The organism is Chryseobacterium sp. LAM-KRS1, assembly GCF_013184525.1.
GTDB lineage: Bacteria > Bacteroidota > Bacteroidia > Flavobacteriales > Weeksellaceae > Chryseobacterium > Chryseobacterium proteolyticum.
The window spans coordinates 255,163-280,639 of the sequence record NZ_JAAOIZ010000003.1; the positions used below are offsets into that span (position 1 = coordinate 255,163).

Consider the following 25,477-nt stretch of genomic DNA (forward strand, 5'->3'; position numbering starts at 1 on the left):
ATTGTATATCAGAATGGATATTTAACTTTCAAAATTATTGTGACTGACTCTGCTATTTCTTGCTTTCGCCAGCATTGGAATAGAAATCAATCCCATAACCAACATAATTACAATTTGCAGAGGTAAGGAAATAAAAGAATAGGTAAGTCCCATTTCACCTCCTAATTCCGCACTTTTTCCCATGGATATAAATAATGCCATAAATCCGAATTTCATAGCCAGGTTGAAGGCTCCGATACCTCCACTGGCAGGAATGATCATTCCCAATGTTCCTACTACAATAATAAAGAAACCGTCAGCAATGGTGAAGTTTGAAGTTTCCGGAAGTGCAAAACATACAAGATAGGCTGCAAAATAATAGGATATCCAGATTCCCAGCGTATACAAAATAAACTTTCCTTTCTGTTTCAGCCTGAAAATCGAAGTGATCCCCTGGAAGATTCCATCTATAAAGCCAATAATCTTTCCTAAAAGAGGAATTGTTGCAAGCTTCTTTTTGAGAACAAAAAAAAGTATTGTTCCTACTGCAAGAATTAAAAGAACGATTAAAATTTTATTTGGGTTGATATCTATTCCTGAGTTTTCGTAAAAAGAAAGAATGGCCTTGTATTTAAAGATTAAGGTTAATCCCAAGAATCCCAACATACAAATAAGATCCACTACTCTTTCCAAAATAATCGTTCCAAAAGATTTATCTACCGGAACTCCTTCCACTCCATACAATGCCGTAGCCCTTGCTACTTCTCCACTTCTGGGAATGGTAAGATTCATCAGGTAGCCAAATGAAATAGACCACAATGAATTGGAGTTAGAGATCTGATGCCCCATTGGCTCTAATAAAAGATTCCAGCGAACAGCCCGAAACCAGTAAGCTAAAATCCCAAAAACAGAAGCAAATAAAACCCACAGGTAGTTTGCTTTTGCCAATGATTTCTGAATCACCTTAAAATCAAGTCCCTTTAAAGCAAGCCATAAAAAAAAGCCTGCAAAAGCAAGCGAAATTACGACTGTAATTATTGACTTTATGGGATTCGTTTGTTTTTTCTCCATGAATCAGGTAAGAAGGTTTGTCTTTTCATCCGGGAAAACGATCTTTGGCTGGAAACTTTTTGCCTCCTCCGGCGTCATTTGTGCATAAGCTATAATAATGATGATATCATCCTTCTGAACTTTTCTTGCAGCAGGCCCGTTTAAGCATACCTCTCCGGATTTTCTCTTACCTTTTATAATGTATGTATCGAAACGCTCTCCATTGTTTACGTTTACGATATAAACTCTCTCACCTACCACCAATCCGGCAGCTTCGATAAGATCTTCGTCAATCGTTATACTCCCGATATAATTAAGGTCTGAGGCAGTAACCCGTACCCTGTGAATCTTTGACTTGAAAACTTCTATTAACATGCTGCAAATTTATTAATAAAAATTTATAAATTGAAGTTTATAACCATTTTAAAAGCATCAGATACACAGGTATTTATTTTTTTTTAAATTAAAATATTTGGATTTTACTTACTAAATCTACAATCATATCACCAAATACATTAATACTTAATACAAATTCAAGATTTAATAAATACAAAAAATAATATTCCGATTTAGCTAAAGTCAATACACATAAGCATTTGGCATGATTTTAGTAACGGGTAACGTAGATTTTTGGTGAAAAACCGAATTATGATATTTTGATGTTTTTTCGCCAAAATCAAAAAAATAACACAAAATTTAATAAAAAAATTGCACAATTAGAAAATAGTATTATATTTGCTATAATTACGAACCAACTTTAATATTAAAAATTATGAACAAGTCTGAATTAATCGACGCAATCGCAAAAGATGCAGGAATTACAAAAGTTGCAGCAAAGTCTGCTCTTGAATCTTTTATTTCTAACGTAACTACTACTTTAAAGAAAAAAGACGGAAAAGTTTCTTTAGTAGGATTCGGTACTTTCTCAGTAGCTGAGAGAGCTGCTAGACAAGGTATCAACCCTGCAACTAAAAAACCAATCAAAATTGCTGCTAAAAAAGTTGCTAAATTCAAAGCTGGAGCTGATCTATCTACAGCAGTTTCTGGAGCTAAGAAAAAATAATCATTCAGATTAGAAAATGCAAACCTCATCTTTTGATGAGGTTTTTTTATGTTTATTCAGTTTGATAAAGGGATTAAGGCGCTAAACGGGAAATTTTCCAGTCGAGACCTTCAAGCTGATAGATAATCCTGTCATGTAATCTATTGGGTCTACCCTGCCAGAATTCTATCTCATAAGGTTTTGCGATATAGCCACCCCAATTCTCGGGTCTTGGAACTTCATCCGTTTCATATTGCTTCTCCAGCTCTTTTAATTTCTCTTCCAGAAACTCCCTGTTGGGAATAATCTGGCTTTGAGGCGACACTACTGCACCCAGCTGGCTGCCTTTTGGTCTGGAATGAAAATAGCCATCACTCAGATTCTCCGCTACCCGTTCCAAATTGGCTTTTATGATGATCTGCCTTTCAAGTGTTGGCCAGAAAAAATGGAGACAGGCCTTATGATTTTTTTCAATTGCCTTTCCTTTCTTGCTTGAATAATTGGTGTAAAAAATAAACCCTTCATACGTATATGCCTTTAAAAGAACCATTCTCGTCCTTGGGCATCCATCTTCCTCTACAGTTGATATAGCCATTGCATTTGCTTCGGAAACATCTGGATTCTCTGACGCTGTAAGAAACCAATCCCTGAATTGCTCAATCGGATTTTGTTTTATCTCACTTTCAATAAGTTGGGATTTCTCATAGATTTTTCTCTTATCGTGAAGGTTTTCCATAAATATTTTTTATTAAATTTGAGTATGCATTACTCATACAAAGGTAAAATATTAATTTCCACACCTGATATTTCCGGAGATATTTTTTCCAGATCAGTAGTCCTTATCGTAGAACACAACGAAAGCGGCGCATTTGGTTTAATATTAAATAAGAAAAACAATCAGGTGAGTGGCAAGTTCAAGAACTTCTTTGATTTTAAAATCGATGTGTACGATGGTGGACCGGTGGAAAATGATAAGATATTCTTTATTGTAAAAGGCAAGAAAGTAACGGAACTATATACTGATATTGCTGATGGATTTTATCTGACAGAGGATATTGAAAACATCATTAGCTCCGTTTTAAGTGGAGACCTCCTTATAGATGATGTCAAGATCTTTTCCGGATATTCAGGATGGACAGCCAATCAGCTGGATAGTGAGGTTCAAAGAAAAATGTGGACTGTAGTCGATATCTATAATCTGGACTATACATTACCCAATGACCAGACCTTATGGAAAACTATCATGCAAAATCTGGGTGGTGAATATCTACTCTGGGCTAATTCCCCGGAAGATATTTCATTGAATTAATTCTACTTATATTGGGAATTAGAGAGAAAATATTAACAAATTTTAAGCTTGCTTTAACCAATTTTTAAGAAAGAATTTCCGTTATTTGAATAACCAAAAAGTCGTGAAAATGAAAATCTTAAAACAACTCATTTTATTTTTCTTTCCGGAAGTATTTTTAACTCTTAAGCCTATTAAGGTGAAGCGAGGCAATAAATAAAAATAATATTGTAAATAAGTCTGCCAGATACATCTCAGCAGGTTTAAAAAAATACAATTTCTGATATATTCAGAATAAAACCCGGTAAAGGACTTTGGAACTTTTGTTGTTTACCGGGTTTGTCAATTTTAAAAACTTTCCTTCCATTTTTCCACCAATTCGGTGAATCGGGAATTTCCAAAAGTCTTATTTCTTATCTTTCCTACAGAAAATATGCCTTTCTCATCTGAAATCATTAAAATTTCTTCAGCTTTCTGAGATTCAAATGCAATAATTTCATGCTCCTGAATATCAGCAAGATTATTCTTATGTAAAAAAGTAACAAAATTTTCCAGTAAAGGAGAAATGTATGCACCTTCGGAATGTTTTGGAACTTTAATGATATTTCCTTCTAAAAACAGAAGGTTTCCAGAAGTAGATCTCGCAATCCTCTTATTCGGATTAAGCAGAATCACATCATCCAGATCGTTTTCCTGAGCATAAATCCCTCCATAGATGTTTTCCGGACAATGAACCCTGATATTACTCAAAAGATTATTATTTACATTAATTTCTTTGATAAGATCAAGCTCAAGAAGCCTTTGATGAATGGCCAGAATATCATCCTTTTCATCGACTTCATAAAAATAGGAAATTGATGATTTTGCTAAAGTAAGTTCATCTGAATTTCTGAAAACCTGAAAATTAATAATCGCATTTTTACTATTCTTTCCTTCAATCACCTCTTTTTGAAAAAGAGTTTGAAAAAATTCAAGAGTATAAGTCAAAGGAATATTCATTCTCATTTTTCTCATTGAGGCCATTAGGAAGAAATAACACTCTTCGTCCATAATGAGCTTAGAGTTCCTAATAAAAAAAGAAACCTTTACAGCATCTCCCAGGAGAAATGCCCTGTTCTTCACATTCAATTCGTCTGATGTAAAATATTGATTTTCCAATGTATGATTTATTTATAAAAAAATAATGAACGATAAATCGTTCATCAGTTTTATCATTTTGTACAGCCCACTATTAAGCAGCCCCTAGTTTTATTCTTAGATTTTCTATAAGATTCTCCCAATACATCGCATTTTCTTCTTCATCTCCTTCTTCACAAAAATCTGTGATATTTAAAGCCAAATCTTCAGTAATATCATCAATCGTGATGGTCATTTCAAAGAAATTCTTTGTTCCCTCATCTTCTTCCCATCTGAAACGCACGAAACCTTCTGGCTTATATCTAATCAAAGTCGCCTTTTCAGCAGGGCCTCCACCCCAGCTAAAAAAGAAGTCATCTCCTTTCTCTACTACCTCATCCGCAAACCATTCAGATAATCCTTCTGCCGTCGCCAGATACTCATATAAAATCTCTGAAAGACAATGCATTGGAAATTCGTAATGGACTTTAAGTTTCGCCATATAATCTTTGTTTTATCGTCCCGCAATATATAAATTAATTTTTTTATTACACAAAAATGTATTTACTTTTTTATACAATATGCATGATATTTGTCACAGTTGTTCTGACACTATCGTGAAGGATTTTAAAAGCAAAATTTACAGTGCTTGGCATAAAAAAATCTCTTCTTTGAAAGAAGAGATTGATATCTAATTTTCGTTTAAAACTTCAAGGATAATCTGGCATCCCTCTTTTATTTCCTCAAGAGATATGGTTAACGGTGGAGAAATTCTTAAATATTCATTCCTGTACAGTTGCCAGAACACTACAAGACCTTTTTCCATACACTTCTGAGCAACTTTTAAAGTATATTCCGGGCTTCCTAAATTTACAGCGAGCATCAACCCTCTCCCGTTTATATTACTGATCTTGGGATGCACCAGTAATTCTCTGAATAGTTCCTCTTTCCTGTCCACCTCATTCATTAGCCCACTTTCCAGTATTTCTTTTAATGTTGCATAGCTGGATGCCGCTATAAGAGGATTCCCTCCGAATGTGGTGATATGTCCCAACTTCGGCGAATGTGACAAACTATTCATTATTTCCTTAGAGCTCATAAAAGCCCCAACAGGGACTCCACCTCCCATTCCTTTCCCCATAACAAGGATATCCGGAACAATTCCATAATGCTCAAATGAAAACAGCTTACCTGTCCTTCCAAACCCCGGTTGTATCTCATCCAGGATAAGGAGAGCCCCCACCTCCTCACATCTTTTTTTTAATTTCTTCAGATAATCGTTCTGAGGAACTAAAAATCCTGCCGCACCCTGTATCGTTTCAAGGATTACACAGGCTGTCTTCTCTGTAATCTTATCCAGATCATCTTCATTATTGAATTCAATAAATGATACCATCGGTAAAAGAGGACGAAATTCCCTCTTATGATACTCATTTCCCGAAACACTTAATGCTCCATGGGTATTTCCATGATAAGAATCTTTAAAGGAAATAATTTCTTCCCTTCCGGTATATCTTTTGGCCAGCTTCAGACTTCCATCTATAGCTTCAGCTCCACTATTGACAAGATAAGTTACTTCCAGCGGATCCGGAGTAGCTTCTGCCAACAAACGACATAATGCCACAGGTTTATCCTGCGCATATTCACCATATACCATTACATGAAGGTACTTTTCCGCCTGTTCTTTGATTGCATTAACGATTTTAGGATGGGAATGTCCCAAAGTATTGGCAGAAACTCCTGCTACAAAATCAAGATATCTCTTTCCGTCCGTTCCAAAAATATAGCTTCCTTCTGCTTTTTCAACTTCAAAACCTGCTGCAAATTGTGTAGTTTGTGCCTGGTATGAAAAAAAATCTTTTTGCAATTCCATTTTAAATAAAATTTTAGCAAAGCTAAAAAACATTCATTAAATCCCGAAATTATCATTACACAAAAAAAGCCTGCTTTTTGGCAGGCCTTTTATTTTTTACAGAAACTCATTTTCTGACTCTCTTAGGTTTTTTAGCTTCTTCCTTAGCTTTTTCCTTTTCAACAGCTTCTTTAGCCGCATCATAAAGTTCAGTGTCGGCTTCGTATTTTATCTCTTCATATCCAGGAGTATCTACGAGGATATCCTGCCATTTCCTGATTCTGTCTTTTGTATTCCAGTTAAAGTCCTGAAATTTCCTTCTGGCAGGTTCTATCTTACTCATAGGATATGTATCGGATGTTGCTCCGATATTACAGGATACAATCTGAAGTACTCTGCTTTCAAATATAGCATCAATAATTCCACATGAGGTAAGGGTAATACCTATTCTTTCATTCTCTTTAGTCTTTTCGTTAAAGTCATCCGCATAACTTATGGCCTGTGCATTTCCTATAACTTTGGTTTCTTTGACCTCGCTTTTTTCATAATAAACGGTCATGAGCTTTCCTTTTACCTGGTTGAACTCATCTTTCAGGTTCAAAGAATCAACTTTACTTATAGCAAATGCATTTCCTATTACTTTCAAGGAGTCAAGATCCTCGGTTGCCGTATTAAAATAAGCTTCGATTTTATCTCCTGTCACCTGCTTTTCTCCACTCCATAAGATTGGTGCAGTATACATATGCATAATACCATCCGTTTCGTTAAATGCAATGGAATCTGCTCTTCCCTGTGCATTAGACTTATAAAACCGTCCTTTCCTAAATGCTCTCAAAAAACTTTTTTTCTTTGTAGCATCAGTTTCATCAGGTTTCTGATAAGAGATTATCTTTTCAGCTGCAAAATATATAGAATCCTTTTCAAGGATCTTTACGGCATATGGATTTTTGGTAATGATCGAAGAATCTTTCTTTTGAAAAATTTCTCCATAACCTCCTTTCACATATCTTTTTTCTTTAGGATCATCTAATGTCACATTTCCGGTAGCTGTACCAAACCCTGTGAGCTGATTAAAATACATATCATCTCCGGTCAGAATTTTATCGTTATAATGTATCCTCGAATTTTTATTAAGGTAGGATTCTTTAGAACCCATTTTATAGGTACCTCTTTCGGTGTATATATAGTTTTTCGGATTGGCCCTGTTGGTTATCGTTGTCGGACCAAAGAACTCAGCAACTTTAGTATTCTGGTTCTGTTTAATGTTGGGACCTTCGATAACATAGTCCGGAGTATCAATTTTTACATTGCCCACAAAATCGATCATCTTCGTATCCAGAAAATAGGTCGCAGATTTTGTATACATTACATTCTGTCCGTCAGAAATCGTTCCTCCTGTATTAAAATAGGCAAGATTTGAAAGTTTATCGTAATAAAGAATATCGGTTCTGATGGTTTGCTTTGGGTCGGTAAGGACTACGTTCTTACGTGCAACGCCCTTTTGGGTATTCCCATCGTATTCCATTTCCCCAGCAGTAATTACCGATCCATCTGTGTTCTGGAGCTTTGTATTACCAATCGCTTTCGCAAAGTTTTCTTCGCTATACAGCACAACTTCATCTGCCGTAAGGATAGAACCCTGATTTTCGATTTTTACATTTCCCTCAAGATATTGGTTTCCGTCATACTTTGCAGGATCTTTTTTTACAAAATCCGCATGGATGATTTTAATTTTATCTTCAGGTCTTATTTGCTTGGGTGTATTATTATTTACAGGAGCTTTTAAATAAGGATCCCTTTGCGCAGGTTTTTGTTGATCTTGCGCAAATATAAAAGTAGAAACAAAGAGTATCAGAAAAAGAATCAGTCTCATTGATTAGTCATTCTTAATGCCATAAAAATACAGCGAATGAGAATCAATTTTTACGCCAAAAGCATCTTCTATAGCTTCTTTGATCCCTTGAATCCTAGGATCACAAAACTCTATAATTTCCTCAATCTCCTTATCAGAATCTTTTTTGTAGATCACCAAGTGATCGTGTTGCTTATCAAAATAAGACTTCTCATAAGATGAAGACGTCAGTGTTTTTTCTCCAAATTGGTGTTTACGAATTAGCCCTGCATCCAGGAAGATCTCAATTGTATTGTAAATTGTTGCTTTAGAAACATGATATTTCTTCTGCATCATCAACAGATAGAGATCATCCACATTGAAATGGTGATCCATATTATAGATCTCTTCCAATATGGTGTATCTCTCAGGTGTGTTTCGGAAACCTTTTTCTAAAAGGTAGTTTCTCAAAACATCTTTGATAAGAGCTATATTTTTTTCTTTTTGTATAGTATCCATTAAAATAATTATCTACAAATTTATTAATTTTTATTTAAATAGATAGTATGCTTATAAAGTGGTGCTTAGAAGTTATGGCGTAAAAATCCCGCCTGTTCAATTTTTTTATCATATAATGTCTCCTCTGTAATCGGAGCAGATTCTACCACTACATTGTGTGAAGTGACTCCCCAGGCCTTGAAATCGTCACTTCCGATATACTTCACAAAATTGTAAATATTAAGCGTGATTTTTTGTTTTACCGTCAAAAGTATATCGTTGATATATGTATTATCTATAATCACATATTTAAGATCCGGAGGTATATTATGTGCTCTCAAAGAAGGATGACTGCTTCTTGATGGAATAGTTCCATCAGCCATAAGGTCTTTCAGAACCATACCGAAATAATCATTGATTCTACGGTCTACTTTAAATCCTAAAAGAAAATTCACTTTAAATACAGTTCCCGGTAATATTTCATCTACCGTATATTTAAAAGTATACGGATCTTCCTGATTTACAATACTTAAAACAAAATAATGATCTGCCCGTTTAGGCTGTTTCTTGATGATGGAATAAATAATCTTTGACTCTACTTCATCATTTCTTTTTGCTCTGCTTAAGTAAGCAAGATTGGTAGCATATTTAGGAATGGTCTCATCAAGTTTCATATCCTTAATAATGGACACATATTTATCGATCTTTACATATTGTATAAAATTAGCCTTGATCAGTCTGCCATTATACCATGCATACATACATACTGCAATAAATCCACCTAACACCATTGTTAGCCATCCTCCATCAACAAATTTGATGACATTGGCATAGAAAAATCCTGATTCAAGGAAAAGATAAACTGCTCCGAAACCTATGATAAAGAATTTGCTTACCCGTGTTCTGCTTAACCAGAAAAGTAATAGTATGGTGGTCATTAACATGGTAATGGTAATCGTCAGACCATAAGCCGCTTCCATTCTTTCAGATTTTTGAAAAAATATAACCACAACAAAACAGAATACCATTAATCCCCAGTTTACTCCCGGGATATACATTTGTCCTTTAATACCCGAAGGATATTCAATGTGCTGATTCGGCCAGAATGAAACCGACATGGCTTCCGAGAACATAGTAAATGATCCGGTGATTACGGCTTGACTGGCGATAATTGCAGCGGCTGTTGCAAGGATAACCCCAGGTAAAACGGCCCATTGCGGCATAATTCCAAAGAATGGATTCACTCCACTGAATACCTGATGATAATTATCCAGCAGCCATGCTCCTTGTCCCAGATAGTTCAGGATAAGCATTAATTTTACAAACACCCAGCTGATTCTTATATTTTTAGCACCACAATGCCCCAAATCCGAGTACAAAGCCTCCGCTCCTGTTGTACAAAGGAACACTGCTCCCATGATAACAATAGCACTTGGAGAGTGTGTAATAAGATTGTAGGCATATATCGGGTTGAATGCTCTTATAATTTCAATGTGATCAAAAAGGTGGATTGATCCGAAAACCCCTAAGGCCAGGAACCAGGTTACCATAACGGGTCCAAAGAATTTCCCAATAGAAGCCGTTCCAAACTGTTGTACCACAAAAACTACAAACAGGATGACCAGGGTAATGAGAACTACCGGTGTCTCGGGATTATATATTTTTAAACCTTCAATAGCAGACATAACCGTTAGTGAAGGAGTGATTACACTATCTGCAACAAGTGTTGCCGCTCCTATAATGGCAACCACATAGAGCCATTTCTTCTTGAGTTTCTTTACTAGTGAATAAAGTGCAAGAATTCCCCCTTCTCCTTTATTATCTGCTCTTAGAGCAATAATTACATACTTTATAGTAGTTTGAAGGGTCAATGTCCAGATAATACATGATAATGCACCTTCAATATATTCATCGAATGGCATTGCCGCACCATCTTTTCGGGCATTCACAATTGCTTTCATTACGTACAATGGTGACGTCCCAATATCCCCAAAAACAATTCCGAGGGACACAATAACCCCTACAAATGAAAGTTTCTTTAGGTCAAAATGATGACCACCCTCTGTAACTTCTGACATATCAGCTAATTTTAAAAGCGCAAATCTACACTAAATTTATGACCTCATGAATTATTCTTCATGAATATAATAAATGAAAAAACTTCCTTTCGGAAGTTTTTCTCTATGATTTAATATACAACGCATTTTTAATCTCCTCTTTCACTTTTTCAAGTTTAGGGAACCATTCTGCAAATAAAGCTGCTGAATATGGAGCAGGAGCATCAGGAGTCGTAATTCTCTTGATTGGTGCATCCAGATAATCGAAAGCTTTTTGCTGAACCATATATGCAATTTCAGAAGAGATAGACGCAAACGGCCATGCTTCTTCCAAAATAACCAGTCTGTTTGTTTTCTTAACAGAATTTAAAATAGTATCATAATCCAAAGGACGGATTGTTCTAAGGTCGATCACCTCTACAGAAATTCCTTCTTTAGCCAAATCTTCAGCAGCCTGAATCGCTACTTTCATGATCTTACCAAAAGAAACAAGAGTTACATCCTTACCTTCTTTCTTGATATCTGCCTTTCCGATTGGTAGATAGTATTCTTCTTCAGGAATCTCCATTTTATCTCCATACATCTGCTCGGATTCCATGAAAATTACCGGATCATTATCCTGGATTGCTGATTTCAATAATCCTTTTGCATCATAAGGATTAGAAGGTACGATCACTTTCAATCCCGGACAGTTTGCATACCAGCTTTCGAAAGCCTGAGAGTGTGTAGCTCCCAATTGTCCTGCAGAAGCAGTAGGACCACGGAAAACAATAGGACAATTCCACTGTCCTCCACTCATCTGACGGATTTTTGCTGCATTATTGATAATCTGGTCAATTCCTACCAAAGAGAAATTGAATGTCATAAATTCTACAATGGGTCTGTTCCCATTCATCGCTGCACCTACGGAGATTCCGGTAAAACCAAGTTCTGCGATCGGTGTATCGATTATTCTTTTAGGACCAAATTCATCCAGCATTCCTTTTGAAGCCTTATACGCACCGTTGTATTCTGCAACTTCCTCCCCCATTAAATAAATGGATTCGTCTTTACGCATTTCCTCACTCATTGCCTGTGCAATTACCTCACGAAAAGTATATTCTGCCATATTTCTTTGAAAAATTTAGACTACAAAAATAGTGTTTTTTTATTACACACATCATAAAAACGGCATCTCATTTAAATGAAATGCCGTTAATTAATTTTATTTAAAACAGATTAGTTTACTTTTTGCCAAGTCTGCGTTCTTCCTAACAGGGATAAACCTATGTATCCTCTTACATTCAACTGATCTCCGGATCTTGTAATTGTACATTTATAAGTTTTTCCAGTCTTCGGATCTGTAATAGTTCCTCCGGTAAATTCGTCACCTTCTTTTTTTAATCCCCTGATAATTTCCAGTCCAAGAATAGGTTTTCCTTTTCTGTCATCTTTACAATTGGTACAGTTAGGATCAGCGGGCTTTATAAGTAATTGCGAGACCTTGCCATAATAAGTCCCATCTGTTTTTTTATAGATTTCTACAATAGATTTTGCCTGTTTGGTCTCATCATCTATAGTTTTCCATTTTCCTTCTATCTGTGCAAAAGATAATATACTTGCCAAAGAAAATGCCAGGGTAAATAATAATTTTCTCATATACTTGTTATTTTAATTTTGATATACTGTTCTTGTTATCTATTTAACGCTAAAAATATAAATTAATTTTAAACAAACAAAAACATTTATTATACTAGGCATATATAACAAGACACATACCAATTTAAAAAATTAAACACCCTCTTAGTTCAGTTTACGGTTGATAACCCTGTCCATATAATCCTGATACCAGGCTTTGGCAATCTCCTTTCCTTTTTCAGTCTCCGGTGTATTCAAATGATCTGCCAGATTTTTCTCCAATCCCAGATCTGATTTATCATAGATGCCTACTACATTTTTTCCGTCGAAACGATAGATATAATTCCCAATAATAAATTGTTCCACACCGCCATCAGAATTTGCTATGATAGCAGGGTATTTTTTATCACTTACAAGACTTCTTCCCCAGCTTCTTATCCTTTTATTATATCCGATCAGATCTGCCAGTGTTGGATAAATATCAATCTGCTGTGCTTCTTCCGTATTTACTCCTTTCAAATGATATTCGGGATTGGGAGAATATAAAATAATCGGAACGGCAAAACGGTTCATACTTTTCTGATATTCCGGATAATAGATTTCATTGGTATGATCTCCGGTAAACACGAAAATAGTATTATTATACCAGGGTTGTTTTTTAGCCGTTTCAAAATATTTTTTTATTGAATAATCAGTATATTGTATCGGTTCATGCATTTGATTTTTACCTTTTTTAAATTTCCCCTGGTATTTTTCAGGAATTTTAAAAGGATGGTGAGAAGAAGCGGTAAAAACAGTAGCCATAAATGGTTGCGTTTTCCCAACATTTTTAGCAAAGTATTGCAAAAACGGCTCATCCCAGATCGCCCACATTCCGTCAAAATCGGCATCATGATTATATTCGGTCTTTCCAAAATAATGTTTGAAGCCTAAAATATTTCCAAAGCCAAGGAATCCCATGGATCCATTGGGTGCTCCATGATAAAATGAAGTATCATAACCCAGATCATTACAAATAGAAACAATAGATTGTATTTTCTGATTGGAATATGGTGAACTTGTAAAAGCATCCGTAAGACTCGGAATTCCGGCAAGCACACTGCTCATTCCATGGATAGACTGTCTTCCGTTCGCAAAGGTGTTGGGAAAAATTAAACTTTCACCAGCTAAACTATCAATAAACGGGGTGTAAGAAACATAATCTTTAATATTCTTATCCTTATTAAAAGCTCCGGAATATTCCCTGCTGAAGGATTCAACAATAAATATTACGATATTCGGACGGTTGGTTACCTGCCTGTCGTATATTTTATAAGGCTGGATATTATCTTCTATAAACTTCTGGTCTACAAAGTGAACTTCTTTAAAATTATTGGTTCCTAATGTTCTGAAGAATGAAAACGTACTGTTCAAAACCATATTCCCCTGAGATGGAATTTTCACGAAACGATTTGCGTCCACAAGATTAATAGGCCTTGTGCTGTGTCTGAAGTCTCCACGGATCCCTCCTACTACCAAAACTGTAATTCCACATAGACAAAGGACAGAAAGGATAAAATAAGGAATAAGTCTTACCGGCTTCTGTTCCGTGATCTTTACCCTTTTGTAAAGAAAAACCCACAGTGCCATAAGAACAAAAAACCATATAAGAACAAAAGGATTCTGAACAATGGAAGCACCAAACACTTTTCCGATATTAGTTTCATGCTTGGCCACCTGAAATGCAGCCGACGTTAATCTTGTCTGGGCAAATTTATAATAAACAAAATCACCGAAGTTCATGGCATAGGCAATTCCATTTGTAATAAAGTAAAGCCAAAATAACATTTTTTGATATCCCTTTCTGGTATTGATTATAACAGGGATAAGACTCAGCAAAATAAATAAAGAATTGACATATAAAATTGCAGTAGTATCAAAGGCAATTCCATGAAAAGATAAACTAAAATAGTCTGAAACCGAATCTACCTTTATGAGCTCTTTATTAAAATACCAGAACAAAAATCTGGCAATCTGATAAAAAACATATGCCAAAAAAATCCGGTATACCAATACCAGAACTTCCTGTTTTCTAAATTCTTTAAAAAATTTCATTTGGCAAATTTACATCAATTTCAGATTAATGTATTTTTTAGTGGGTAATATTTTAACCTAGAATTCTTAAAAAATGTAATTTTGTGACTATGAATTTTATTAAAAACAATCTTGCGAACGTCCTAACCTTAGGAAATTTATTTTCCGGATGCATAGGGGCAGTGCATCTTATCCTTGGTGATTATAAAATAACCGCTATTTGCCTTATCCTTTCGCTGGTTTTAGACTTTTTTGATGGCTTTGTTGCCCGTGCTTTAAAAGCTAATTCGAATCTGGGGGTTCAGCTGGATTCACTGGCGGATATGGTAAGCTTTGGTTTTATTCCGGGATTGACCATGTTTGTTGCTCTCACAGACAATTCTTATTCTCACATTCCATGGTATGTTTATTCAGGATTTTTACTTACTGTATTTTCATGCCTGAGGTTAGCAATTTTTAATCTGGATGAAGATCAGAAGTATTACTTTAAAGGTTTAAATACACCTTCCAATACTATTTTAATTTTTGGCTTGTATTATGCCTTTAAAAAAACTCAGAGCTATGAGTTTATATTTTCCAATCTATATCTGATGATAGCCATTACCATTGTTTTTTCGTTACTTTTGGTAAGTCCTGTTAAAATGATTGCCATGAAATTCAAATCCATGAAACTGGAAGACAATTATCCAAAGCTTGCTTTATTAGTAGGTTCCATCACCATTCTGATCATATTTGGAACAGTAGGAATCCCAATGGTTATACTTTATTATATTTTAATTTCACTTATATTTCAAAAACAACTTACATAAATTCAGAATTTTGACTAAAATAAATTGATATATTATTACTTCAAAATTCACTATCTCAACTTATAAATCTTCAATATGAATTTAAAACTATATAAACCTCTTTGCATTTTCGACCTTGAAACAACGGGAACAAATATCGGAAAAGACAGGATTGTTGAAATCTGTATTCTAAAAGTAAATCCCGATGCATCCAGGGAAAGTAAAACCTGGCGTATTAATCCTGAAATGCCAATTCCTTTGGAATCGAGCCACATTCACGGCATTTATGACGAAGACGTTAAGGACGCTCCTACTTTTAAATCTATTGCTTCGAAGGTAATGGAAATGATTTCAGGCTCAGATTTGGGAGGTTTCAACTCCAACAGGTTTGATGTTCCTCTTCTTGCAGAAGAGCTTTTGCGCGCAGGAATTGATTTTGACCTGAGTAAATTCAAGTTGGTGGATGCTCAAACCATCTTCCATAAGAAAGAACCGAGAAACCTTGGAGCCGCTTATCAGTTTTATTGTGGTAAGACATTGGAGAATGCACACTCCGCTGAGGCTGACGTTATGGCAACCTTTGAGGTATTAGATGCCCAGGTAGGAAAATATGATGACGTGCCGAATGAAATTGCTGCTTTGAGTGAATTTACATTTCATAATAAGAATGCGGATTTAGCAGGGTTTATCGGATTCAATGAGAAGATGGAGGAAACTTTCAGCTTCGGTAAATATAAAGGACAATGTGTAAAAGTAGTTTTCCAGAAAGACCTGGGATATTATGGTTGGTTACAGAACGCCGATTTTCCTTTGTATACAAAGAAGGTCTTTACAAAAATTCAACTATCAAGTAAATTCTAAGGATGTCAAAACTTGTTCGTTTTAAATTTTACGAAACGGCTCTTGAAGCCAATAGGGATAAACAGATATTGGCAGAAAAAGGCCTCAACAGCTTCATAGCTAATGAGCAGCTCATTCAGTCGGACTGGCTATTGTCTCAGGCAGTGGGAGGAATTCAGCTTCAGGTTTTTGAAGACGACCTTGATAAAGCAACAGAAATTTTGAAAGATTACAAAGAAAACGAGACTATGGCTCTAGAAGTGGAGCATACCATCGAAAATCCCGAATTCGATTTTGTATGTCCAAAATGTGGCTCCAATCATATTTACAGAGATGATAGTGCTACAAGTTTTTTCGGAGTTTCTATCTTAACAAGTCATAAGTTCATCTGCTATTACTGTGAGAATGAATTTACCCATTAACAATTAAATAATTTTTGCAAGGTATCATCGTCAATGATTTCATACCATGCAATAAAAAAATATAAGCATATGAAAATTATCTGCATAGGAAGAAATTATAGTGAGCATGCGAAAGAATTAGGAAATGAAATTCCTGAAAAACCTGTAATCTTTATCAAACCTGATACTGCTGTCCTGAAGGGTAATGATTTTTACCTACCCGAATTTTCTAAAGATATTCACTATGAACTTGAGGTGGTATTGAAAATCTCAAAAGGAGGAAAATACATCCAAAAAGATTCCGCTCATAAACATTATGAAGAAATAGGTTTGGGAATAGATTTTACAGCAAGGGACCTGCAGACAGAGTTAAAATCAAAAGGCCTGCCTTGGGAATTAGCTAAGGGGTTTGATGGTTCGGCTGTAGTAGGAAACTTCTTTAATAAAGAAAATTATAATCTGGAAAGTTTAGGCTTTTCATTACTGCAAAATAAAGAAAAGGTACAGGACGGAAACACAAAGGATATGATATTCAGTTTTGATGATATCATCGCATTCGTTTCCCAGTATTTCACATTAAGAGTGGGAGACCTTATCTTTACGGGAACTCCAAAAGGAGTTGGGAAAGTTGAAGAAAATGATATTCTGGAAGCATTCCTTGAGGATGAAAAAATTCTGGATATCCGAATATTATAAGTATTTAACAGCGTATTTCATATTTTTTTCACTATCTTTAGTTAACAAAATTAAAGGTTATGATAAACATTATATTGCCCGTGGATTTTGGGGATAAAACAGAACAACTCGTAGATGGTGCGATCAAATTTGCCAAAGAGATAAATGGCAAGATTCATCTGATCCATGTAGCACCTACAGACATTGGATTTGCTATTGGTGATATGGGATTTCAGTATTTTCCTGAAGTTGAAGAAAATGAGATCAGAGAAGAACTGGTACAGCTGAATAGGCTTGAACAGAGAATTATTTCTCACGATGTAGAATGCGAGCATCTTTTAAAACAAGGTATTGCCAAAGATATTATCCTGGAATACGCTAAATCAAAAAATGCCAGCTATATCGTAATGGGCTCTCACGGAAGAAGTGGAATTTATGATGTTTTTGTAGGCAGCCTGACTAAAGGTTTAACGAAAAGCTCTACAATTCCGGTTTTGGTACTTCCTATTCACGAATAAAAAAAGTAAATTTTAACCGTTATAAAAAAGCCGATCAAATAAATTATTTGATCGGCTTTTTACTATATAACCAATTAATTAACCTTCTTTTTTGTAGATACTTGGATCATAATAAGGGTGTTTTCCCTCTGTTGGAGAATAGTAGTCTTTATCTTTATCACCTCCCAGTGTAACCACCAGAACGTAACACCAATAGGTGAACAACACACAGCAAACAATAAATAGGATCCAGTTTAAAACATTTCCAAAGGAATCAAAAAAACCGAAAGACCATTTGAAAACTTTGCTTAAGAATAGAAAGAAAGACGTCATTATTTTCCTTTTTTAAATTAACTTTGTACAAATTTATAAAAAATGTTTAAATTACTTTCAAAAGAAAGCAATATTTTTTCAATTCCTGTTTATATTGGTTTTCTTCTTTTAATAGTAATAATATTTAACATCCTGAATTTCAATACTTATGAAGCAATTGTTGCCGGAATAACATTTCTGGGAATTGCTTTGGGATATTTCTGTTTTCACAGTATTGCACTTAATCATCAGACTCATCTCCCCTTATTTTTATATTCATTTTTCATTTTCGGGCTCTATCCGGGAAATCTTGATATCGGAATTGCCGTATCATTACTTACCAATTCCTTTCTTTTGCTTCTTCTGACGAGCGCTAATGAAGATACCCGGAAAAAATCATATGTCCTGGTAGGTGCCATCGTTGCATTGAATTTTATTTTTTTACCTACAACATGGCCAATGGCCGTTTTTGTAGTTATACACGTTATTGCAACCTCTGAAAAAATAAGTTTAAATATATTCAGATTTTTACTTGGAATTATCCTGATCGTGTTCAGTTATTTTTCTGTCATGTTCTTTATGGACTTTACCACCTGGAACCTTGATTATTTCCCATTTGGAAAGATGAAACTGATTACAGATTACAGAGGAATTATCCCTTTAATCCCGGTTGCATTAATGCTGATCTATGCGGTATATGATCACTTTAAAAATTACAACAAAAAAAGCCCGATAAGCAGATATAAATATACCTTCCTATTGGTTTTCTCTTTAGCTCAGCTGGTTACTATTATCCTGTATATGAATAAGAGCTATGAATATTTACTGCTCCTCGCATTTCCTTCCAGTATCATACTGAGCCGGATGATGCGTTTTTTGCCCAAATACTGGATGCAGGAAGTCAGCCTTTGGCTGATTATTTTGAGTTTGGTTACCTTTAAAATAGGTACGTATTTTAATTTATTTTAAAAAGATTATGATTCAGATAGACGATAAATTAATCTCCGAGGAAATATTTTCCGAGGAGTTTGTTTGCAACCTTACCAAATGTAAGGGAGCATGTTGTGTGGAGGGAGATGTTGGAGCTCCTTTAGATAAAAACGAGCTTGAAATTTTAGATAATATCTTTGATAAAATCAAACCTTATCTGACGAAAGAAGGTGTAAAAGCTCTTGAAGAACAGGGAACATGGACAACCGATCCCTCTGACGGAATGTATGTAACGCCCATGGTAGAAGACCGCGAGTGTGCCTATGTAACATTCGATGAAAAAGGTATTACAAAATGCGGAATTGAAAAAGCGTATGAAGACGGTGCTATTGACTGGCAAAAGCCGATTTCGTGTCATCTGTATCCAATACGAATTACGGAATACTCTTCTTTTACTGCTTTAAATTACCATGAATGGTCTGTGTGCAGCGATGCATGTACATTGGGAAGAGAATTGCAGGTTCCTGTTTATAAATTCCTGAAAACACCCCTTATCAGGAAATACGGTGATGAATTCTATACCGTTCTAAGTGAAGCTGCTGAAGAATGGAAAAAAGAATATGGAAATTAAAAAAATAAAAACCGCAGATTTTGCGGTTTTTATTTTTTTATAAGCTGTAGGTTTTACCTTATTATAATTTAAAATCAGCGTCAGTAACACCGGAATTCAGAACAATTTTAGTGGTTTTGATAACTACCTTCTGTCCATTTCCTTCAGCATCTACTTCTCCAGGGAACTTCAATCCGTCTACAGTCATGTAATCTTTTACAATCGCTGTACCTTCTTTTGATTCGGACTTGTATAACAATCCTGTAGTTGCATCAAAGAAGTATTTTCCTTTATCTGAAGTTAGCACATTATAATCTTTGCCATCTATCTTCTCTACATTTACGGATTGGAAAGAAGCAGGATCATATCCCAATGCATCAACTGTTTTGCTCTTTTTAAGGTCAGCAATTTTATCTGCAGGAATATCCATTTTTTGTCCCATCTGGTCAAAAGTTCCTTTTTCGCCATCGAAAACCTGAGTCATTTGTTGCCCCATTACGCTTTGTACGGACTTGAATTTATTTCCCATTTTTTTAGTCGTCATAGCAATTTCCATCCCTTGTACAGTAACGGTATTTTCTATAACGGTTGTTTTTATAGCTTCTAATTTATCTCTTCCCCCCAAAGCTTTAAGATAATTATCTATTACTTCTTTAGGTGTCAGTTTCGATTTTACTGCTTCTGTTTTAGCAGCGGTTGTTTTTTGCTGTGCTGCTACTGAAGTGGAAAAAAGCACTGCACAGAAAAACGGAATGATTATCTTTTTCATATAATTTATTTATTACGTAAATATAGGAATATTGCCCGATATAAAATCTATGTTTTTTACAACAAAAAACCACCAAAATTGGTGGTTTTAAAATATTTATTTAAAAATAAATTATTTTTTAAGTTCTTCTAAAAACTCGTCATGCGAAATTGCAGTTTCTTTTTTGCTTGCCTTTTCAAGAATTACATCTTTCAATTTAGTCATAGCTACTTCAGAAGAAATCTGTCTTACCTGCTCCTGGTCTTTCAACATTTCAACAGCATACTTTTGAATTTCTTCATCTCCTAAATGGTGAATTCCGTAGATCGCCAATTGGTTTCTTACTAATTGTTCAGCTTGTGCAAGAACATCAGCATAATCCAATTTAATATCGTTATCATTCATCAATTTACCTTCGATGATCTGATAGCTTAATTGTTTTTTCTCAGATTCAAGGATTTCTTTTGCCTGCTCTTCAGTTTGGATATTCTGGTTAGAGAATAGTAACCATTTTACAAGGAAATTTTCAGGAAGTTTTACTTCTTCTTTTTCTGTAATTTGTTCCAATACTTTATTCACAAAATGAACATCAGCATTTTGCTGGAAATACTCATCTAATTCAGCCTTAACTTTATTTTTAAGCTCTTCTTCAGACTTGATGTTTCCTTCTCCGTATACTTTATCAAAAAGATCCTGATTAAGTTCTGCTAAGTTCAGGCTATAGAAATCTTTTACTTTAACTTCAACTTCAGCGTGGTGTAAATGCTCAACTTCTTCTTTAGTAAACCCTAATTCTTTAGCTAATTCTTCATCACCTGCCAATGTTTCTTTAGAAACTTTTACAGAACCGTCCATTTTTAAAGCTTTAACTAATTTGAAAGCTTCTTTGTTTTCAGCTGTAATAGTAACATTTTTCGGATGGTGGTGGTGTTCTCCTTCAGCATCTTCTTCTACAACCTGAGAAACCTCTAAAGCAACATAAGAATCCTTAGTGATCTTATCTTGAGGAACCTGCTCAGCGAAACGCTTCTGCATGTTTTCAATGCTTTTTGTGATTTCTTTATCAGAAGCTTCTACTTTATAGTGAGGCGCTTCATATTTAGCTAAATCTATAGTGAATTCAGGCTCGTATCCTACTTCAAAAGCAACTTCAAGTTGATCTGCATTATGATTGAAATCATTTACAGGTTGAGGTACAGGCTGGCCAACTAATCTTAACTTGTTTTCGTTTACATAGTTATTTAAAGCATCAGAAACTTGTTTGTTGATCTCTTCGAATGCAATACCTGCTTCATATTGTTTTCTAACCATACTTAAAGGCACTTTTCCTTTTCTGAAACCAGGAACTTGCGCATTTTTAGCATAATTAATCAACTGCTTCTCTACTTTGTCTTTGTAGTCAGATTTTTCCAATGTTACAGTAAGTAATGCACTTACGTCATCATGGTTTTGTGCGGTAACCTTCATTATTGATTAAAATTTTAGGTTGCAAAAATATGAAATTTTTATCAAAATAAACTATTAAAGATAAATTCTTCGGCATCAAATATTTATAAATAAAAAACCACTGAATTTTTCAGTGGTTTTATCTATTTGCTGTTTTTTTTAATTTGTAATCGTATAAGTAGCCTGAGCATCGGTTTCTCCTCCTGTTTGAGCTCCATACACTATTCCGTTTCCACTTACTGAAGAAGCTTCGGAAACGGTGGCTGGTTCGTGATACAGAGTAAGAATAAGCTGGCTTTGTGCTGATGCATTTTTTACGGCCTTGGTTACTACCCATTTTGTTTTAAGTCCTACATGTTTTCCATCACCTCTTGTAGAACTTGCATCATCGGTTCTGGTTAGTGTAAGATCGGAATTAGGGAAATTGTACACTAGAAAGTGTTCATCTTTTGCATCTTTAATTTCCTGGGTTGCATCTTCATTACCATTCTTGAACTGCACTTCTACTTCATATGTCTTCCCGTTCTCTAATTTTATCGACTGTGCCCCTCCGGCACCTACACTATAATTGTAAGGTACAGTTACCTGTGTGGCAACATCTTTTACCAATAAAATAATATTAGTAAGATCTTCCTGAGGCAGATCATCTTCTTCTGCTGAGTTATCTCTTTGACAAGATACGATAGAAACTGCGATGAATAAAATACCTATTAGTTTGATAATATTTTTAGTGTTAAATAATTTGTTCATTTTTTTTAATTTAATTTTTTAAAATCTTGATTTGTAATGGTAAAATATTAGAAACGATATCTAACATTAAGTATAAAATTTCTTCCTGCTTCATCTGCAAAAAATCTCATACGATTAAGATAATCTCTGTATGAAACGTTGAATAGATTATTAACGATAAGTCCTGCAGAAAGGTTTTTACTGATATTAATACCAGTCTGAATATTCCAAAGTGAATATCCGCTTGGAGGAGTGCTGAAATCTACTATCTTTTCTACTTCTACGCCGTTTTCAAAAATAGTAATGGGAGCATTGTGAATAGGAAATCTATTTTGCTTTAAAAAGGTTTGATTTTCAAGGCTGAAATAGAATTGATTCCATTTTTCCATTTTAAACTGTAAGGCATTCGAAAAATTAGGTGGCATCATCAGGATTAGTGGTTCGTTATTTGAATCGTCCTGCCCATTAACATAACTTCCTCTTCCTATATAGGTAAGGTTTTCTGTAAGTTTCCAGTTGACATCCACATCTATACCATACATTTTGGCATCAATCTGTTGATAAGACCATACAGGAAAAACACCTCTTATCGTATTCTGAACCCCGGTAGGAATTTCATTAATGTAATTTTTAGTTATGAAAAAATAAGGGTTTACTGATATGTTTAATCCCTTCAGTACATTAAATTTAGCATCAGCAACTAAATTAAATTGATGTCCCTGTTCATTTTTCAAGCCCATATCTCCAATTTCTATTACCGCTGCAGAATGGTGCAACCCATCGGAAAATAATTCAGCAATATTAGGTGTTCTTCCTACTTTAGCATAATTAAATTTCAGATTAAAATTTGAGCTAGGATGATATTCCAGTCCGGCATTAAAAGAAATATTTTCATAATTAAGTTTCGGACGTGTTAAGACTCTGTTTTTATCTGTTTTCACATAAAACTGAGGATAAGTCGCTTTATATAATTTATCCCAATCACTTTTGTCATACCATTTTGTTACATCATATCGGTTAAAGTCATATCTTACACCTCCCTCTGCATTCAATTCATCTGAAATTTTGTATTTAAAAACAGAGTAAACGCCCGCAGAATATTTGTCATAATTAGGGATCAGACGTCTTGCTTTTGTGGCCGGATCTGAATAATTGTTCTGAAAACTTGCGTCAATTCCAGTTTCCAACGACCATTTTTCTCTTTCTAATAAATCGTTCACATTAAACTGATGAGTCATCAATGCCAGATCCAAAGAGGGAATATCTTTTAAATCTCCCCTTCTTATATCATATTCTTGCCTATGGTTGTATTGAAAGCTATAACTTGCAGATACCTTACCAATATTTTCAAATCTTTTAAAAGCAGAAACTTTGGCAATATGATGTTCTATAACCTGTCTTGGATTATCAATATCATAACTAAAATTCCCCGTATATACAGGAATATTAAGCGTCATCGCATTATAAAAATCATTATTATTTCCAACATGCGAACCTCTGTAAATCCCAATATTCTGATTAGTAAGATAATAATCAAAAGAAATTCCCTGTTCATAGGTATTCTTCTGAACTGTAAAATTAAATGATGAAAAATCCATCCCGGTATTCATTAAGTTATAATCAGGAGTATGCTGATCACCTAATTTTTTAATGGATCCTCCGGATTTTACCGCCCATCCGTTTTTCCAGATCTTGGCAACATTTACATCTAACCCAAGACCTTTCCCGTTTGAAATACCTGAAAGATTCACAGAACCTTTTAGCGTGTCTTTTTTAGGGAAAATTTCAGGTTCCATAACTATAACTCCTCCGATTGCATCGCTCCCATATTTCAGAGCAGACGCCCCCTTGATAACGTCTATATGCTGGAAATTATTAATATCCACATTAGGAGCATGCTCTACTCCCCATTCTTGTTCCGCTAGCTTTACTCCATTATTCATAATAGCTATACGGCTTCCATATAATCCGTGAATAATGGGTTTCGAAATATTATTTCCGGTCTTCAAAGCATTAACACCTGAAATCTTGGATAGTAAATTCCCCAAGTTATCAGTGGAATTTTTTTCTATTTCAGATTTATCAATGGTCTTAATAATCAAAGATCCGTTTGATTTATGGTTTCCATGAATAGTCACCGTCTCAATATCCTGAATGTGATGTTCCAGGACGATGGTTAAATGAAGATCCTGATCCACTCCTATATTTTCAGTATAATCATGGCAATCAGGATGCTTTGCAATGAGATTATAAGATCCCGAAGGAATTTTGCTGAATAAAAACTTACCCTTTTTATCCGTTTTAGCCGTAAAGTCTCCTATTTTCACGACTGCATTTTCAAGCATGCTTTTATCATGAAAATCCTGAACGGTGCCTTCAACAGTATAAGTTTTTTGTGCGTTTGTTAATACCAATCCGCAAAAGATCAGTAATAAGCTATATATCAATTTCATTGTAAATAGATAGATTGCGTACTTAAAAAGTACATTTTTTCGTAAAAGTTTGTTGCTTTATTTTTTATACAATTCTAAATTGTACAAAGTAAAATGTATTGATGTAATGATAATTCTCCAATACATTTAGTCTTATTTCTATTGTACCTCATAATACCTACCTGATGTTTTTCTTGTCAGGCATACATTGAAGTCTCAGATATAAGACAAATCCGATAAAGATCTATGAATTTATGAAATTGCGGGTGGTCCTCGAAGCTGAAAAGTAAATTTGGTTTGAGACCAGATGATCTCCTGAATGGTAATAACCTGCTTTACCTCTTGTGTATACCCATCGAAAGAAAAATTAAATTCTTCGGGTACCAAAGTATGACCAGTAGCCAGGAAATGACAAGCTAAACAATCGCCTACCTTCTCTTTCGCTACATTTTTTGTAACGGTATTTTCAGATTTTTTGAGGTTAAAATTTCTAAAGTTATCCACTACATCATGGTGGTGAAAGCTTTGAGAAAACAGCGCAAGAAAATAGATCCCAAACAAAAGTCTGGAGATAAAATTCTTTAATTGTCTGGTTTCCTTAAAAATCATGCACCAAAAATAACAATAATAATTGTAATTATTCAATAAAAATAATAACCTCAATTA

27 protein-coding genes are annotated in these 25,477 nt (G+C 34.8%); 9 read left to right on the plus strand and 18 right to left on the minus strand.

All coding sequences use genetic code 11. From position 1 onward, the window contains the following. Nucleotides 1-21: 21 nt before the first annotated feature. A complete protein-coding gene (locus tag G9C87_RS08675) occupies nucleotides 22-1,050 on the minus strand; it encodes a lysylphosphatidylglycerol synthase transmembrane domain-containing protein (RefSeq protein ID WP_172280163.1) in 1,029 nt (342 codons plus the stop codon). 3 nt (nucleotides 1,051-1,053) lie between these two features. After that, nucleotides 1,054-1,404: an aspartate 1-decarboxylase gene (panD, locus tag G9C87_RS08680; protein WP_172280165.1), complete on the minus strand. Its 351-nt coding sequence runs from the start codon at nucleotides 1,402-1,404 to the stop codon at nucleotides 1,054-1,056. Between the two features lie 397 nt (nucleotides 1,405-1,801). Here panD and G9C87_RS08685 point away from each other — a divergent pair, with 397 nt between their 5' ends. Next, the gene (locus G9C87_RS08685) at nucleotides 1,802-2,092 is read left to right on the plus strand and encodes an HU family DNA-binding protein (protein WP_034682524.1); all 291 of its coding nucleotides are present in this window, start codon (nucleotides 1,802-1,804) and stop codon (nucleotides 2,090-2,092) included. Nucleotides 2,093-2,165: 73 nt separating this feature from the next. Here G9C87_RS08685 and pdxH read toward each other — a convergent pair whose 3' ends face one another. Continuing rightward, entirely contained in the window at nucleotides 2,166-2,807 is a 642-nt protein-coding gene (gene pdxH, locus G9C87_RS08690; RefSeq protein WP_172280167.1) for a pyridoxamine 5'-phosphate oxidase, read from the minus strand. Nucleotides 2,808-2,831: 24 nt separating this feature from the next. Between pdxH and G9C87_RS08695 the strand changes: the two genes are divergently transcribed. Next, nucleotides 2,832-3,380: a YqgE/AlgH family protein gene (locus tag G9C87_RS08695; protein WP_172280169.1), complete on the plus strand. Its 549-nt coding sequence runs from the start codon at nucleotides 2,832-2,834 to the stop codon at nucleotides 3,378-3,380. A 327-nt stretch (nucleotides 3,381-3,707) separates the two neighbouring features. Here G9C87_RS08695 and G9C87_RS08700 read toward each other — a convergent pair whose 3' ends face one another. From G9C87_RS08700 to G9C87_RS08740, 9 genes are all read right to left on the minus strand, one after another. Further along, nucleotides 3,708-4,517, minus strand: a complete 810-nt coding sequence (locus G9C87_RS08700) for an aminotransferase class IV (protein ID WP_172280171.1) — start codon at nucleotides 4,515-4,517, stop codon at nucleotides 3,708-3,710. Between the two features lie 73 nt (nucleotides 4,518-4,590). Continuing rightward, entirely contained in the window at nucleotides 4,591-4,977 is a 387-nt protein-coding gene (locus G9C87_RS08705; RefSeq protein ID WP_172280173.1) for an START-like domain-containing protein, read from the minus strand. 189 nt (nucleotides 4,978-5,166) lie between these two features. Beyond that, the gene (locus G9C87_RS08710; protein ID WP_410499088.1) at nucleotides 5,167-6,348 is read right to left on the minus strand and encodes an aspartate aminotransferase family protein; all 1,182 of its coding nucleotides are present in this window, start codon (nucleotides 6,346-6,348) and stop codon (nucleotides 5,167-5,169) included. Between the two features lie 106 nt (nucleotides 6,349-6,454). Next, nucleotides 6,455-8,200: an OstA-like protein gene (locus G9C87_RS08715; RefSeq protein ID WP_172280175.1), complete on the minus strand. Its 1,746-nt coding sequence runs from the start codon at nucleotides 8,198-8,200 to the stop codon at nucleotides 6,455-6,457. A 3-nt stretch (nucleotides 8,201-8,203) separates the two neighbouring features. Beyond that, nucleotides 8,204-8,677 carry a Fur family transcriptional regulator gene (locus G9C87_RS08720; RefSeq protein ID WP_089027587.1) on the minus strand — a complete coding sequence of 158 codons (474 nt, stop codon included), beginning with the start codon at nucleotides 8,675-8,677 and terminating at the stop codon, nucleotides 8,204-8,206. Nucleotides 8,678-8,742: 65 nt separating this feature from the next. After that, entirely contained in the window at nucleotides 8,743-10,734 is a 1,992-nt protein-coding gene (locus G9C87_RS08725) for a KUP/HAK/KT family potassium transporter (RefSeq protein ID WP_172280177.1), read from the minus strand. A gap of 103 nt (nucleotides 10,735-10,837) precedes the next feature. Further along, on the minus strand, nucleotides 10,838-11,821 hold the full coding sequence (locus G9C87_RS08730; RefSeq protein ID WP_172280179.1) for a pyruvate dehydrogenase complex E1 component subunit beta: 984 nt from the start codon (nucleotides 11,819-11,821) through the stop codon (nucleotides 10,838-10,840). A gap of 110 nt (nucleotides 11,822-11,931) precedes the next feature. Then, nucleotides 11,932-12,351 carry a DUF2147 domain-containing protein gene (locus tag G9C87_RS08735; RefSeq protein ID WP_172280181.1) on the minus strand — a complete coding sequence of 140 codons (420 nt, stop codon included), beginning with the start codon at nucleotides 12,349-12,351 and terminating at the stop codon, nucleotides 11,932-11,934. Nucleotides 12,352-12,495: 144 nt separating this feature from the next. Beyond that, the gene (locus G9C87_RS08740; RefSeq protein WP_172280183.1) at nucleotides 12,496-14,424 is read right to left on the minus strand and encodes an LTA synthase family protein; all 1,929 of its coding nucleotides are present in this window, start codon (nucleotides 14,422-14,424) and stop codon (nucleotides 12,496-12,498) included. An 89-nt stretch (nucleotides 14,425-14,513) separates the two neighbouring features. Between G9C87_RS08740 and G9C87_RS08745 the strand changes: the two genes are divergently transcribed. From G9C87_RS08745 to G9C87_RS08765, 5 genes are all read left to right on the plus strand, one after another. Continuing rightward, complete coding sequence (locus G9C87_RS08745; protein ID WP_172280185.1) at nucleotides 14,514-15,212, plus strand: CDP-alcohol phosphatidyltransferase family protein; 699 nt, start codon at nucleotides 14,514-14,516, stop codon at nucleotides 15,210-15,212. A gap of 75 nt (nucleotides 15,213-15,287) precedes the next feature. Then, complete coding sequence (locus G9C87_RS08750) at nucleotides 15,288-16,052, plus strand: 3'-5' exonuclease (protein WP_172280187.1); 765 nt, start codon at nucleotides 15,288-15,290, stop codon at nucleotides 16,050-16,052. A gap of 2 nt (nucleotides 16,053-16,054) precedes the next feature. Next, the gene (locus G9C87_RS08755; RefSeq protein ID WP_172280189.1) at nucleotides 16,055-16,453 is read left to right on the plus strand and encodes a hypothetical protein; all 399 of its coding nucleotides are present in this window, start codon (nucleotides 16,055-16,057) and stop codon (nucleotides 16,451-16,453) included. 69 nt (nucleotides 16,454-16,522) lie between these two features. Further along, nucleotides 16,523-17,128: a fumarylacetoacetate hydrolase family protein gene (locus G9C87_RS08760; RefSeq protein ID WP_172280191.1), complete on the plus strand. Its 606-nt coding sequence runs from the start codon at nucleotides 16,523-16,525 to the stop codon at nucleotides 17,126-17,128. A 59-nt stretch (nucleotides 17,129-17,187) separates the two neighbouring features. Further along, nucleotides 17,188-17,625, plus strand: coding sequence for a universal stress protein (locus tag G9C87_RS08765; protein ID WP_172280194.1), 438 nt, complete (start codon nucleotides 17,188-17,190; stop codon nucleotides 17,623-17,625). Nucleotides 17,626-17,703: 78 nt separating this feature from the next. Here the strand turns inward: G9C87_RS08765 and G9C87_RS08770 are convergent, their stop codons facing one another. After that, entirely contained in the window at nucleotides 17,704-17,937 is a 234-nt protein-coding gene (locus G9C87_RS08770; protein ID WP_172280196.1) for a DUF6341 family protein, read from the minus strand. Nucleotides 17,938-17,979: 42 nt separating this feature from the next. Between G9C87_RS08770 and G9C87_RS08775 the strand changes: the two genes are divergently transcribed. Both G9C87_RS08775 and G9C87_RS08780 read left to right on the plus strand, forming a co-directional pair. Beyond that, a complete protein-coding gene (locus G9C87_RS08775; RefSeq protein ID WP_172280198.1) occupies nucleotides 17,980-18,885 on the plus strand; it encodes a DUF6427 family protein in 906 nt (301 codons plus the stop codon). A gap of 7 nt (nucleotides 18,886-18,892) precedes the next feature. Beyond that, nucleotides 18,893-19,477: a DUF3109 family protein gene (locus G9C87_RS08780; RefSeq protein ID WP_172280199.1), complete on the plus strand. Its 585-nt coding sequence runs from the start codon at nucleotides 18,893-18,895 to the stop codon at nucleotides 19,475-19,477. A gap of 61 nt (nucleotides 19,478-19,538) precedes the next feature. Here G9C87_RS08780 and G9C87_RS08785 read toward each other — a convergent pair whose 3' ends face one another. From G9C87_RS08785 to G9C87_RS08805, 5 genes are all read right to left on the minus strand, one after another. Beyond that, complete coding sequence (locus G9C87_RS08785) at nucleotides 19,539-20,225, minus strand: hypothetical protein (RefSeq protein ID WP_172280201.1); 687 nt, start codon at nucleotides 20,223-20,225, stop codon at nucleotides 19,539-19,541. Nucleotides 20,226-20,336: 111 nt separating this feature from the next. Beyond that, the gene (locus G9C87_RS08790; protein WP_172280203.1) at nucleotides 20,337-21,671 is read right to left on the minus strand and encodes a trigger factor; all 1,335 of its coding nucleotides are present in this window, start codon (nucleotides 21,669-21,671) and stop codon (nucleotides 20,337-20,339) included. A gap of 138 nt (nucleotides 21,672-21,809) precedes the next feature. Further along, nucleotides 21,810-22,400: a hypothetical protein gene (locus G9C87_RS08795; RefSeq protein ID WP_172280204.1), complete on the minus strand. Its 591-nt coding sequence runs from the start codon at nucleotides 22,398-22,400 to the stop codon at nucleotides 21,810-21,812. Nucleotides 22,401-22,447: 47 nt separating this feature from the next. Continuing rightward, nucleotides 22,448-24,832, minus strand: a complete 2,385-nt coding sequence (locus tag G9C87_RS08800) for a TonB-dependent receptor (RefSeq protein WP_172280206.1) — start codon at nucleotides 24,830-24,832, stop codon at nucleotides 22,448-22,450. A 231-nt stretch (nucleotides 24,833-25,063) separates the two neighbouring features. Continuing rightward, nucleotides 25,064-25,420 (minus strand): hypothetical protein, encoded by a 357-nt coding sequence (locus G9C87_RS08805; protein WP_172280208.1) that lies wholly within the window; start codon nucleotides 25,418-25,420, stop codon nucleotides 25,064-25,066. Nucleotides 25,421-25,477 lie beyond the last annotated feature (57 nt).

Coding starts and splice junctions, on each gene's coding strand:
- G9C87_RS08675 (WP_172280163.1), bottom strand. CDS start 1,050: ATGGAGAAAAAACAAACGAATCCCATAAAGTCAATAATTACAGTCGTA.
- panD (WP_172280165.1), bottom strand. CDS start 1,404: ATGTTAATAGAAGTTTTCAAGTCAAAGATTCACAGGGTACGGGTTACT.
- G9C87_RS08685 (WP_034682524.1), top strand. CDS start 1,802: ATGAACAAGTCTGAATTAATCGACGCAATCGCAAAAGATGCAGGAATT.
- pdxH (WP_172280167.1), bottom strand. CDS start 2,807: ATGGAAAACCTTCACGATAAGAGAAAAATCTATGAGAAATCCCAACTT.
- G9C87_RS08695 (WP_172280169.1), top strand. CDS start 2,832: ATGCATTACTCATACAAAGGTAAAATATTAATTTCCACACCTGATATT.
- G9C87_RS08705 (WP_172280173.1), bottom strand. CDS start 4,977: ATGGCGAAACTTAAAGTCCATTACGAATTTCCAATGCATTGTCTTTCA.
- G9C87_RS08710 (WP_410499088.1), bottom strand. CDS start 6,348: ATGGAATTGCAAAAAGATTTTTTTTCATACCAGGCACAAACTACACAA.
- G9C87_RS08715 (WP_172280175.1), bottom strand. CDS start 8,200: ATGAGACTGATTCTTTTTCTGATACTCTTTGTTTCTACTTTTATATTT.
- G9C87_RS08720 (WP_089027587.1), bottom strand. CDS start 8,677: ATGGATACTATACAAAAAGAAAAAAATATAGCTCTTATCAAAGATGTT.
- G9C87_RS08725 (WP_172280177.1), bottom strand. CDS start 10,734: ATGTCAGAAGTTACAGAGGGTGGTCATCATTTTGACCTAAAGAAACTT.
- G9C87_RS08730 (WP_172280179.1), bottom strand. CDS start 11,821: ATGGCAGAATATACTTTTCGTGAGGTAATTGCACAGGCAATGAGTGAG.
- G9C87_RS08735 (WP_172280181.1), bottom strand. CDS start 12,351: ATGAGAAAATTATTATTTACCCTGGCATTTTCTTTGGCAAGTATATTA.
- G9C87_RS08740 (WP_172280183.1), bottom strand. CDS start 14,424: ATGAAATTTTTTAAAGAATTTAGAAAACAGGAAGTTCTGGTATTGGTA.
- G9C87_RS08745 (WP_172280185.1), top strand. CDS start 14,514: ATGAATTTTATTAAAAACAATCTTGCGAACGTCCTAACCTTAGGAAAT.
- G9C87_RS08750 (WP_172280187.1), top strand. CDS start 15,288: ATGAATTTAAAACTATATAAACCTCTTTGCATTTTCGACCTTGAAACA.
- G9C87_RS08755 (WP_172280189.1), top strand. CDS start 16,055: ATGTCAAAACTTGTTCGTTTTAAATTTTACGAAACGGCTCTTGAAGCC.
- G9C87_RS08760 (WP_172280191.1), top strand. CDS start 16,523: ATGAAAATTATCTGCATAGGAAGAAATTATAGTGAGCATGCGAAAGAA.
- G9C87_RS08765 (WP_172280194.1), top strand. CDS start 17,188: ATGATAAACATTATATTGCCCGTGGATTTTGGGGATAAAACAGAACAA.
- G9C87_RS08770 (WP_172280196.1), bottom strand. CDS start 17,937: ATGACGTCTTTCTTTCTATTCTTAAGCAAAGTTTTCAAATGGTCTTTC.
- G9C87_RS08775 (WP_172280198.1), top strand. CDS start 17,980: ATGTTTAAATTACTTTCAAAAGAAAGCAATATTTTTTCAATTCCTGTT.
- G9C87_RS08780 (WP_172280199.1), top strand. CDS start 18,893: ATGATTCAGATAGACGATAAATTAATCTCCGAGGAAATATTTTCCGAG.
- G9C87_RS08785 (WP_172280201.1), bottom strand. CDS start 20,225: ATGAAAAAGATAATCATTCCGTTTTTCTGTGCAGTGCTTTTTTCCACT.
- G9C87_RS08790 (WP_172280203.1), bottom strand. CDS start 21,671: ATGAAGGTTACCGCACAAAACCATGATGACGTAAGTGCATTACTTACT.
- G9C87_RS08795 (WP_172280204.1), bottom strand. CDS start 22,400: ATGAACAAATTATTTAACACTAAAAATATTATCAAACTAATAGGTATT.
- G9C87_RS08800 (WP_172280206.1), bottom strand. CDS start 24,832: ATGAAATTGATATATAGCTTATTACTGATCTTTTGCGGATTGGTATTA.
- G9C87_RS08805 (WP_172280208.1), bottom strand. CDS start 25,420: ATGATTTTTAAGGAAACCAGACAATTAAAGAATTTTATCTCCAGACTT.